At 63.7% G+C, this 11,114-nt stretch carries 6 protein-coding genes; 2 read left to right on the top strand and 4 right to left on the bottom strand.

What is annotated here, in order from left to right:
* The first annotated feature begins 74 nt into the window (after positions 1-74).
* On the top strand, positions 75-2,603 hold the full coding sequence (locus I5961_RS04090; protein ID WP_227234438.1) for a PepSY domain-containing protein: 2,529 nt from the start codon (positions 75-77) through the stop codon (positions 2,601-2,603).
* A 59-nt stretch (positions 2,604-2,662) separates the two neighbouring features.
* Here I5961_RS04090 and I5961_RS04085 read toward each other — a convergent pair whose 3' ends face one another.
* The 4 genes from I5961_RS04085 to ptsP are packed head-to-tail and all read right to left on the bottom strand — an operon-like array spanning position 2,663 to position 9,811.
* Positions 2,663-4,204, bottom strand: coding sequence for an alkaline phosphatase D family protein (locus I5961_RS04085; protein WP_227234436.1), 1,542 nt, complete (start codon positions 4,202-4,204; stop codon positions 2,663-2,665).
* 59 nt (positions 4,205-4,263) lie between these two features.
* Positions 4,264-5,997, bottom strand: coding sequence for a PTS fructose-like transporter subunit IIB (locus I5961_RS04080; protein WP_085698407.1), 1,734 nt, complete (start codon positions 5,995-5,997; stop codon positions 4,264-4,266).
* Between the two features lie 11 nt (positions 5,998-6,008).
* Positions 6,009-6,950, bottom strand: a complete 942-nt coding sequence (gene pfkB / locus I5961_RS04075) for a 1-phosphofructokinase (protein WP_085702444.1) — start codon at positions 6,948-6,950, stop codon at positions 6,009-6,011.
* On the bottom strand, positions 6,950-9,811 hold the full coding sequence (ptsP, locus tag I5961_RS04070; RefSeq protein WP_227234434.1) for a phosphoenolpyruvate--protein phosphotransferase: 2,862 nt from the start codon (positions 9,809-9,811) through the stop codon (positions 6,950-6,952). Before ptsP ends, pfkB begins: the two co-directional genes overlap by 1 nt.
* Before the next feature lie 306 nt (positions 9,812-10,117).
* On the opposite strand from ptsP, the gene cra reads away from it, so the two are divergent.
* The gene (gene cra, locus I5961_RS04065; protein ID WP_085702442.1) at positions 10,118-11,113 is read left to right on the top strand and encodes a catabolite repressor/activator; all 996 of its coding nucleotides are present in this window, start codon (positions 10,118-10,120) and stop codon (positions 11,111-11,113) included.
* Position 11,114: the final 1 nt, after the last annotated feature.

Below are 11,114 nucleotides of genomic sequence, written 5' to 3'. Positions count from 1 at the left end.
TAAAGAACGTTTCTCGATAAGCCACGGCATAATGCACGCCGTGAACACCATTCCGAACGGACAAGGCAAGCGACGTGTTGAAGAAAACCCTGTTCCAGTTGCACTGGTTTTTTGGCATCACTGCCGGGCTGGTGCTGGCCCTGATGGGCATTACCGGCGCTGCCTATTCGTTTCAGGACGAAATACTCAAAGCCCTCAACCCCTCCGTGTTGCAGGTGGAGAAACAGGTCGCCGGCGTCCTGCCGCCCGGCGATCTGGTGGCGCGGATCGAAGCGGCCTCGGGCAAGAAAGTCTCGATGCTCTCCGTCGAGACCGAAAGCGGCAGCGCCGGCCGCGTCTGGTTCACCCCGCCCAAAGGTGAGCGCCGTGGCGAGATGCGCTACTTCGATCCTTACACCGCCGATTTCAAGGGCAACGCCACCGGTCAGGATTTCTTCGGCCTGATGCTGCAACTGCACCGGTTCCTCGCCATGGGCGATACGGGCCGCAACATCACCGGCGCCTGCACCCTGATGCTGCTGTTTTTCTGCCTGTCCGGCCTGTACCTGCGCTGGCCGCGCCAGTGGAACAGCTGGCGCGTCTGGCTGACCCTCGACTGGAAGAAAAAGGGCCGCAGCTTCAATTGGGATCTGCATTCGGTGTTCGGCACCTGGTGCATGCTGGTTTACCTGCTGCTGGCACTGACCGGACTGTCCTGGTCCTACGAGTGGTACAACAAAGGCCTGAACAGATTGCTTTCCGACGCGCCGCAAAACGAGCGCGTGCGCGGCGGTCGCGGCCCGGCCCCCGAAGGGCCGGCGCCGACTGCCGATTACGCCGCCATGTGGATCAGCATCTACAGCGCCGCAGGTCCAGGCCTCGCCTCCTACAACATCCGTATGCCGCCCGTGGCCGGCCAACCGGCGACCGTGTTCTATCTGCTCGACAGCTCGCCCCATGACCGCGCGCTGAACCAGATCACCCTCGACCCGGCCACCGGCGTCGTCAAACGTGTGGATCGCTACGCCGACAAGAGCTTCAAGGCGCAATTGCTGACCAGCATTTACGCGCTGCATGTCGGCAGCTATTTCGGCCTGGCCGGGCGAATCATCGTCACCGTCGCAGCGGTGTTGATGCCGCTGTTCTTCATCACCGGCTGGCTGCTGTACCTGGATCGCCGACGCAAGAAAAAGCAGATCAAGGATGCCCGCAAAGGTCTCGACCAACCGGCCGGCGATACACCGGCGTGGCTGATCGGCTTTGCCAGCCAGAGCGGTTTTGCCGAGCAACTCGCCTGGCAGACCGCCGGCCAGTTGCAGGCGGCCGGATTGCCGGTGAAGGTGCAGCCGCTGGCCAATGTCAGCGAGCAGGATCTGCGCGAATCGAACAACGCGCTGTTTGTGGTCAGCACCTTCGGCGATGGCGAAGCGCCGGACAGCGCTCGCGGTTTCGAGCGCAAGGTGTTGAAGAACGCCTCGACCCTCGACAGCCTCAACTACGCCGTGCTCGGTCTCGGCGACCGTCAGTATGAGCACTTCTGCGGTTTCGCCCGGCGCCTGCATCAATGGCTGGGCGAGCACGGCGGCAAGACCCTGTTCGCCCCGGTGGAAGTCGACAGCGGTGATCCTTACGCGCTGCGTCACTGGCAGACACAGCTGGGCCAAATCACCGGACAAGCGCCGGTCGACACCTGGCAGGCGCCTAGCTACGAAAACTGGACGCTGGTACGTCGAGAACTGATGAACCCGGACAGCAGCGGCGCCCCCGTCTTCCTGCTCGGCTTGACCGCACCGACCTCCCGCAGCTGGCTGGCCGGCGATCTGGTGGAAGTGCTGCCGCGCAACTGCCCGTGGGCCATCGAGCACTTTCTCGACGGTCTCGGCATCCGTGGTGAAACCAGCGTCAAAGTCAACGGCCTGGAAGAGTCGCTGGAGGTCGCCCTCGCCACCCGCCAACTGCCCGAGCACCGCGCCCATCTGGTGGGCCTGCATGCTCAGGCACTGGTCGATGCAATGGTGCCGCTGGCCATGCGCGAATACTCGATCGCCTCGATTGCCGCCGACGGCGTGCTGGAGCTGATCGTGCGTCAGGAACAGCATGCCGACGGTCGTCTCGGCATCGGTTCCGGCTGGCTGACCGAGCATGCTCCGGTCGGCGGCAGCATCAGTCTGCGCGTGCGCCGCAACAGCGGTTTCCATCTGCCGAACGCTGCGGTGCCGATGATTCTGCTGGGCAACGGCACCGGCCTCGCCGGTTTGCGCAGCCTGCTCAAGGCGCGGATTGCCGACAACCAACAGCGTCACTGGCTGCTGTTTGGCGAGCGCAATCGCGAGCACGATTTCCTCTGCCGTGCGGAGCTGGAAGAGTGGTTGATCAACGGCGATCTGGAACGTCTCGATCTGGCGTTCTCGCGGGATCAGGCCGAGAAGATTTACGTGCAGGATCGCCTGCGCGAATCGGCCGACGAGTTGAAGAAATGGCTGGCGGACGGTGCCGTGATCTACATCTGCGGCAGCCTGCAAGGCATGGCGTCAGGCGTGGATCAGGTGCTCAATGAAGTGCTGGGCGCCGAAGAGGTCGAACACCTGATCGAACAGGGTCGCTATCGCCGCGACGTTTACTGACCACACATAACCACTGTGGGAGCGAGCTTGCTCGCTCCCACAAATTGTTTGCGGTGAACTCAAGTCGGTTGCAGTTTTTGCTCAAACACCGCAACCCCCTCCAGATCCCGCAACACCACGCTCATCTCCCCGCTCTGCCCCTCGATGTTCACCTCACCGAAAAACTGAAACCCGGCAAACGGCGAGGCGTTCTGTACCGCCGGCGCCTTCTCGAACACCACTTGCGGGCCAAAGGTCTTGTCCAGCGGATTGGGCCCGAAACTGCCGGCGTTCAAGGGCCCCGCGACAAACTCCCAGAACGGTTCAAAATCCTGGAACGCCGCGCGATCCGGATGGTAGTGATGCGCCGCGCAGTAATGCACGTCCGCTGTCAGGAACACGAAATTGCGTACTTGTTGCGCGCGCAAAAAGCCCAGCAGCTCGGCGATTTCCAGCTCACGCCCCTGCGCCGGACCGGGGTCGCCGTTGGCCACCGCTTCCCAGCGCGCAACACCGGGGCTGACCTCGCCATCCGGCACGCCAAGACCGATCGGCATGTCAGCGGCGATGACTTTCCACTGAGCCTTCGAGGCTTTCAATCCGCGTTTGAGCCAGTTCAGTTGCTCGCGCCCCAAGAACGGTTTTTCCGCCCCGAGATTGTCGTCGTTGGCGCCGCGATAACTGCGCATGTCGAGCACGAACACATCGAGCATCGGCCCGTAACTCAGCTTGCGATAGATCCGCCCGCCGCCATCGGCCGCCTGCAAACGCATCGGCGAATATTCGAGCCAGGCCTGACGCGCACGGCCGACCAGGGTGTGGATATTTTTTTCCTGATAACGCTCGTCGAGCTGCTTGCCCGGCGACCAGTTGTTGACCACTTCATGGTCGTCCCACTGCCAGATCTGCGGCACTTCGGCGTTGAAGCGACGGACGTTTTCATCCAGCAGGTTGTAGCGGTAATTGCCGCGATAGTCGTCGAGGGTCTGGGCGACTTTGCTCTTGGCTTCGGTGGTGAGGTTGCGCCAGATCCGGCCACCCTCGGTGGTCAGTTGCGCCGGCACCGGGCCGTCGGCGTAGATGGTGTCGCCGCTGTGGATAAAGAAGTCCGGCAGGCGCAGGCGCATCGCTTCATAAATGCGCATGCCGCCGATATCGGGGTTGATGCCGAAGCCCTGGCCGACGGTGTCGCCACTCCACACAAAGCGGATATTGCGCGGTGCGGTCGGCGCACTGCGCAAATGGCCGAGCCACGGTTCGCTGGTGACGCCGGTGCGGGCATCCTTGAAATACACGCGGTAGAAAATCGCCTGATCGGCGGGCAAGCCCGAGAGTTCGACGCGGGCGGTGAAATCGCTGCGGGCATCGGCCAGCGCCGAGACGACACGGCGCGGGTGGCGGAACTGGCTGCGGGTGTCCCACTCCACCACCATCTGCGCCGGGCGGTCGGCACGGCTCCAGATCATCGCGCGGTCGCCCTGCAAGTCACCGGATTGCACGCCATCAGTGAGTTGCGGTCGATCCTTGACCGACGCGATGACTGCCGGCGCCAGCCCCGGCATCAGCAGTCCGGCGCCGACGGCTTGCATCACGCGCCGGCGACCGGGATTGAAATCGCTCATGGTGTTCTCCCTGAAAAAAGGAAAACTTAAGCACCACTAGATGAAAGGGGTGTGACACCTCAGGCCTTCGCGGGCTCCAGCGCCAGCTCCACCGCTTCCGGTCGTTTGACCAGCGCGTACACCACCGCCGTCAGCAGACTGCCCGCGACAATCGCCAGCAGGTACAGCAGCGCATGGTTGATCGCATTCGGAATCGCCAGCACGAACAGTCCACCGTGGGGCGCCATCAGCTTGCAGCCGAAGTACATCGACAGCGCACCGGTCAGCGCACCGCCGGCAATGCTTGCCGGAATCACCCGCAACGGGTCTTTCGCGGCAAACGGAATCGCCCCTTCGGAAATGAAGCACAACCCGAGCACCAGCGCCGCTTTACCGGCCTCGCGTTCAGTCTGGGCGAACTTGCGTCGGGCGATGAACGTGGCGATGCCCAGACCGATCGGCGGCACCATGCCGGCGGCCATGGTCGCGGCCATCGGTGCATAACTCTGCGAGGCCAGCAGCCCCACCGAGAACGCGTAGGCAGCCTTGTTGATCGGCCCGCCGAGGTCGACGCACATCATCCCACCCAGCAACACACCGAGCAGGATCGCGTTGGTGGTGCCCATGCTGTCGAGGAAATGCGTCAGCGCCGCGAGCATCCCGGCCACCGGTTTGCCGACCACGTAAATCATCACCAGCCCGGTGAACAGGCTGGCGAACAACGGGATGATCAGAATCGGTTTCAGCGCTTCCAGACTTTGCGGCAACGCCACATAGCGACTGATCGCCTTGGCCGCGTAGCCCGCGATAAACCCGGCAGCGATCCCGCCGATGAAACCGGCGCCCAGGGTGCTCGCCAGCAAACCGCCGATCATCCCCGGCGCGAGTCCGGGACGGTCGGCAATCGACCAGGCGATGTAACCGGCCAGCAGCGGCACCATCAATTTGAACGCGGTCTCGCCACCGATCTGCATCAGCGCCGCCGCCAGCGTGCCTTCTTCCTTGAAGGCGGTGATGCCGAACACGAACGACAAAGCGATCATCAGACCGCCCGCCACCACCATCGGCAGCATGAACGACACGCCGGTCAGCAGGTGTTTGTAGACGCCACTTTTCTCCTGTTTGGCCGGCGCTTTGCCGTCGCTCGCAGCACTTTCCTGCTTGCCTTCGGCCAACGCTTTTTTCAGCGTGGCTTCGGACTGCTTCAACGCAATCCCGGTGCCGCAGCGGTAAATTTTCTTGCCGGCGAAACGCTCGGTGGCGACCTCAATGTCTGCCGCCAGCAGCACCACGTCAGCCTCGGCAATCGCCGCTGCGCTCAGCGGGTTTCGCGCGCCGACCGAGCCCTGGGTTTCGACTTGCAGGTCGTAGCCCAGACGCTTGGCGGCTTGCTGCAAGGCTTCGGCGGCCATGAAGGTGTGGGCGACGCCGGTCGGGCATGCAGTGACAGCGACCAGGCGCGGCGCTTGGGCGCTGGCAACCACGGGCGGCGTTTCGGCAGCGACGTAAACCTCGGCCTCGACGGCGCCGCGCCGCAGCACGCCTTCGACATCCTGCAGGGCTTGCGCCGGCGCGATCCGAAAGACTTTCTTGCCGATGAACCGGGTCATGTCTACAGGTCCGGTGGCCACCAGCAACACCCACTCGGCGGCCTCGATGGTGGCCGCCGACAACTCACGTTCCGGGTGCGCCGCATCCACCACTTCGACGCTGGTGCTCCAGCCCTGACGCTGGGCCGCGGCATCCAGCAACCGGGCGCACAGCACACTGGTGACCATGCCGTTCGGGCAGGCCGTGACAATGGCTAATTTCATGACAAACCCTCTTATTGTTCTGTCAGGGGGCGCACGCGCACGCCCTGTTCGAGCTGCGTCAGTTGCGCAGCATCGTGAATACCGAAACCGATCTGGGTCACCGCCTGCGCCGCAATGGCGGTGGCCGTGCGCAGGGTTTGTTCCGGCGTGTCGGCGCTGAGCAGACCGTGAAGCATGCCCGCCAGCAACGAATCACCGGCACCGACCGTGCTGGCGACGCTGACCTTCGGCGGCGTCGCATGCAGCGCCGAGCCGACACTGAACCAGTTCACACCTTCGGCGCCGTGGGAAATCACCACATGCTCGATACCCTGAGCATGCAGCCGATTGGCTGCCTCGGCCTGAGACGCGCGGGACACCACCTCACAGCCCAGCGCATCGGCCAGCTCTTCGGTATTCGGTTTGATCAGCCACGGACCGGCCTTGAGCGCCTCGCGCAAAGCTTCGCCGCTGGTGTCCAGGGCGACTTTCAGGCCCAACGCCTTCAAGCGCTCCACCAGTTCGCGCAACCACTGCGCACTGACGCCGCGCGGCAGACTACCGGCCACCACCACCGCGTCATGCCCCGGCGCGATCTGCACCAGACGATCCAGCAATGCCTGTTGCGCCACCACGCCGACCACCGGGCCCGGGCCGTTGATGTCAGTGATGCGGCCGTCCTGTTCCGCGACCTTGATGTTGCTGCGGGTCTCGCCGGGCACCCGGATAAACGCATCGGTGAAACCGCGCCTGGCGAACAGGTTTTCGAATGCTTGCAGATTGTCCTCGCCGAGAAAGCCGCTGACCGTCAGTTGATGACCGAGGTCGGCCAGCACTTGCGCGACGTTGACGCCCTTGCCGGCGGCGTGGGTGTGCATCGCGTCGCTGCGGTTGACCTGACCGGCCTCAAGGCTTGGCAACTGCACCGTGAGGTCCAGCGCCGGGTTGAGGGTCAGGGTAAGAATCTTGGCCATTACAGGGCCTCCACTAATGCGCGCACTTCGTTGGCGCTGCCCACGGCCAGGGCTTGTTGAGCAAGAGTTTGTGCCTGGGTCAGGCTGAGTTCGCGGATGCGTGCCTTGACCTCGGCGATGCTGCGCCCGGAGACGCTCAGTTCATCCACACCGAGGCCGACCAGCACCGGTACCGCCAGCGGATCCGCCGCCAGCTCGCCGCACACACCGACCCATTTGCCATGGGCATGGGCCGCGCGCACGGTGATGTCGATCAGTTGCAGTACCGCCGGATGCAGACCGTCAGCCTGGGCGGACAGGGTCGGATGACCACGGTCGATTGCCAGCGTGTACTGGGTCAGGTCGTTGGTGCCGACGCTGAAGAAGTCGACTTCTTTGGCCAGCACCGGCGCCAGCAACGCGGCGGACGGCACTTCGATCATGATTCCGAGTTGCAGGTCGGCAACCGGAATTTCCAGACGCAGGCGTTCGGTCATGTCGCGGGCCTGGCGCCACTCTTCGACGCTGCCGACCATCGGGAACATGATCCGCAACGGACGGTTGTCTGCCGAACGCAGCAAGGCGCGCAACTGCGCTTCCATGATCTGCGGACGCTGCAAGGTCAGGCGAATCCCGCGCACGCCGAGGAACGGGTTTTCTTCCTTGGCGATCGGCCAGTACGGCAGCGGTTTGTCGCCGCCGACATCGAGGGTGCGCACCACCAGCGGCCGACCGGCAAGGCCATCGAGGACGCGGCGGTATTCGGCTTCCTGAGTCGCCTCGTCCGGCGCCTGTGGATGAGCCATGAAAATCAGCTCGGTGCGCAGCAGGCCGATGCCTTCGGCGCCTTGCTCCACCGCGCTGATCACACCGGCGCTTTCGCCGATGTTGGCGAACACTTCAACGGCGTGACCGTCGCTGGTGTGCGCCGGTTGGTGGCGTTGTTCGGCGGCGGCTTTCAGGCGTTGTTCGCGGGTGTCGCGTTCTTCGCTGGCGCGTTGCAGGGTCACGGCATCCGCATCGACGTGCAGGCGACCGCGCTGGCCGTCGAGCAGCAACGGCGTGCCCGGCTTCAGCAGCAACACTGCAGCACCCGCGCCGACCAGCGCCGGAATGCCCAGCGCGCGAGCCACGATGGCGCTGTGAGCGGTGGCGCCACCACGGGCGGTGAGAATCCCCGCGACCCGCGCCGGATCCAGACGCGCCACGTCGGACGGGCCGACCTCATCCATCACCAGAATGTACGGTTGCTCCGGCTCGGCGGGCGTCTGCACGCCACACAGTTGCGCCAGCACCCGACGACCGATGTCGCGCAGGTCGGCGGCGCGTTCGGCGAGCAACGCGTCCTGCAACGCTTCCTGTTGTTTAGCGGCAGCTTCGATCACAGCCATCCAGGCTGCTTCGGCGCTTTCGCCCTGCTTGAGGCGGGTGTCGACTTCGTCGGTGAGTTCCGGGTCGTCGAGCATTTCCTGGTGGGTGATGAAAATCTCGCGGATCGCCTTGGCCTTGCTGCGTTCGATCAGGCCCTGAATGTCCTGGCGCACGTCGACCAGCGCATGCTTTAGACGCTCGCGTTCGATAGCGGCGGACTCGCCGCGCAAGGGGTAATCGATGGTTTGCTGGACCTGAATGTGCGCCGGGCCGATGGCGATGCCGGGGGCAGCGGGGATCGCTTGCAGCAGGCTGCCGGAGGCCGGGGCGCTCAGGACTTCTGCAATGTCCGTAATCACTTCGCGCTGTTGACTGACTGCAGGCAACGGTTCGACTTCTTCACCGAGGCCTTCTTCAATAGCGCTCAGCAAGGCCGGCAGCGCATCGGCAGCGATGCTCGGTTCGGCAATGATTTCCAGTACCTGACCGCGACGGGCGCCGAGGCTCAGCAGTTTGCTCAGGCTCTTCACCGACACGGCGCTGTCCCGACCGTCGACAATGCGCACACGGATTTCACCGTCAAAACTTTTCGCCAGTTGCGCGAGGATTTTCGCCGGTCGCGCGTGCAGGCCATGGGCGTTGGCCAGCGCAATTCGCGCGCTCGGCCAGTCGGCCGGCAACTCACCACCAAGCACTTCGAGGACTTTGCGGCTGCTGGTGGCGCGGCCCAGTTCATGGCCGCGACCTTCGATCAGCAACGCGCACAAACGCTCAAGCAACGCCTGATGCGCTTCACCCAGGCTGGCCAGACAGAACAGCCCGCTGAGGGGCTGGCCGAGGTAGCGCATCGGTTTGTCCGGCGTGACGAAGGCCAGGCCCGGACGCTTCACGGTCTGCTCGCTGTGCAGCCACCACAGGCCATCGCCCAGCGGCAGCGCTTCAACTTGCTGCAACACACCGGCGAAACCGTTGCTCACGCAATCGGCCTGGCGCAGCAGACGCGCCCCGCGCCAGACCAGTTCTTCGAAATCGTCGGCGGAGACCCCGAGGCCGATCATCTGCGCATCCAGCGCCAGCTCTTGCGGCGCACCTTGCAGCAGTTTCAGCAGTGCTTCCGGCGAACTCGCACGACGCAGGGCCTGACCAAGATCGGTCTCGCCGAGGGCGCGGGTCAGCAATTGCAGCAGGCGCAGGTGTTCGTCGGATTTGGCGGCGATGCCGATGGCCAGATAAACGATCTGGCCGTCGCCCCAATCCACGCCGTCGGGAAACTGCATCAGGCGTACGCCGGTGGCGAACACCTGATCGCGGGTTTCGGGCGTGCCGTGGGGGATCGCAATGCCTTGGCCGAGGAAGGTCGAGCCCTGAGCCTCCCGGGCCTGCAGCCCGGCAAGGTATCCGTCGGCAACAAGTCCATCGGCGACCAGATGACTGGCCAGCAATTGCAAAGCGGCGGGTTTATCCACAGCCGACTGGCCCATGGATATCTGCTCTACAGTGAGCTCGAGCATGCGATCTCCTTTTTGGCACTGTTCAATGCCAGGTATTGTTTTGAATGGTTGCAGCTTAGGCGCTGTAGGCCATCCTTTTCAGGAGGCAGTTTTGGCGGTTTCACGGCAGAACCGGCCAAAGGCGTCTAAAACGTAGAAAATACGCTTGCTGAAACGTTTAATCTAGATTGATCGGCACGTTACTCGATAATGTCCCATCCTTGAAGTCCAACTTGTCGGATGCGCTGCGACAATAGTCGCCTGCCTGAATCGGGTAGGATTGGCGAAAATGTCGCGGCAAGCTCGAAAAAACAAGGAAATCCCGGGTTGAAACTCAGTGATATCGCGCGGTTGGCCGGAGTGTCCGTGACCACCGCCAGCTACGTCATCAACGGCAAGGCCGAACAGCAACGCATCAGCAACGCCACCGTCGAGCGCGTGCGGGCGGTGGTCGATCTGCACGGCTTTACCCCCAATCCACAGGCGGCCGGGCTGCGCAGTCGGCACACCCGGACCCTGGGTTTTATCCTGCCGGATCTGGAAAACCCCAGTTACGCGCGGATCGCCAAACTGCTGGAGCAAGGCGCCCGGGCTCGCGGCTATCAATTGTTGATCGCCAGCTCCGACGATGCGCCGGACAGCGAGCGGCAACTGCTGCAACTGTTCCGCGCCCGGCGCTGCGATGCGTTGATCGTCGCCAGTTGCCTGCCGGCCGGTGACGACAGTTATCGCCAGTTGCAGGCCAAGGGTTTGCCGATCATTGCCATTGACCGGGTGATGGATGCCGAACACTTCTGCTCGGTGGTCAGCGATGATCGCGAAGCCAGCCTGCACCTGACCGAAAGCCTGCTCGACCCGCAGCCGAAACAGATCGTGCTGTTGGGTGCCCGTCCGGAACTGAGCATCAGCCAGGAACGTGCGGCCGGGTTCAAGCAAGCCTTGGCCGGGTTCAAGGGCGAAGTGCTGGTCGAGCACGCCGAGTCTTTCAGCCGCGAGTGCGGCAAGCAGTTGATGGAAGAACTCCTGCAACGCCTCGGGCATTTGCCGGATGCGCTGGTGACCACCTCCTACGTTCTGCTGCAAGGCGTGTTCGACGCGCTGCACGACTTCCCGCTCAAATCCCGCCCGCTGCGCCTGGGCACGTTTGGCGACACCCAGTTGCTGGACTTCCTGCCGCTGCCGGTCAACGCCATGGCCCAGCAGCACCAGTTGATCGCCGACAAGGCACTGGAACTGGCACTGGCGGCGGTCGAGCAATCGGATTACCAGCCCGGCGTGCAGGCCATCGCCCGTACCTTCAAGCAGCGTATTAACCGGGACTGAG

The sequence above is a fragment of the Pseudomonas sp. IAC-BECa141 genome (assembly GCF_020544405.1).
Classification (GTDB): domain Bacteria; phylum Pseudomonadota; class Gammaproteobacteria; order Pseudomonadales; family Pseudomonadaceae; genus Aquipseudomonas.
This window is presented reverse-complemented; position numbering and strand designations above follow the sequence as displayed.

Excerpts from the sequence above, each read along its gene's own strand:
- pfkB (WP_085702444.1), bottom strand. The coding sequence starts at position 6,950 with ATGGCCAAGATTCTTACCCTGACCCTCAACCCGGCGCTGGACCTCACG.
- I5961_RS04085 (WP_227234436.1), bottom strand. The coding sequence starts at position 4,204 with ATGAGCGATTTCAATCCCGGTCGCCGGCGCGTGATGCAAGCCGTCGGC.
- ptsP (WP_227234434.1), bottom strand. The coding sequence starts at position 9,811 with ATGCTCGAGCTCACTGTAGAGCAGATATCCATGGGCCAGTCGGCTGTG.
- I5961_RS04080 (WP_085698407.1), bottom strand. The coding sequence starts at position 5,997 with ATGAAATTAGCCATTGTCACGGCCTGCCCGAACGGCATGGTCACCAGT.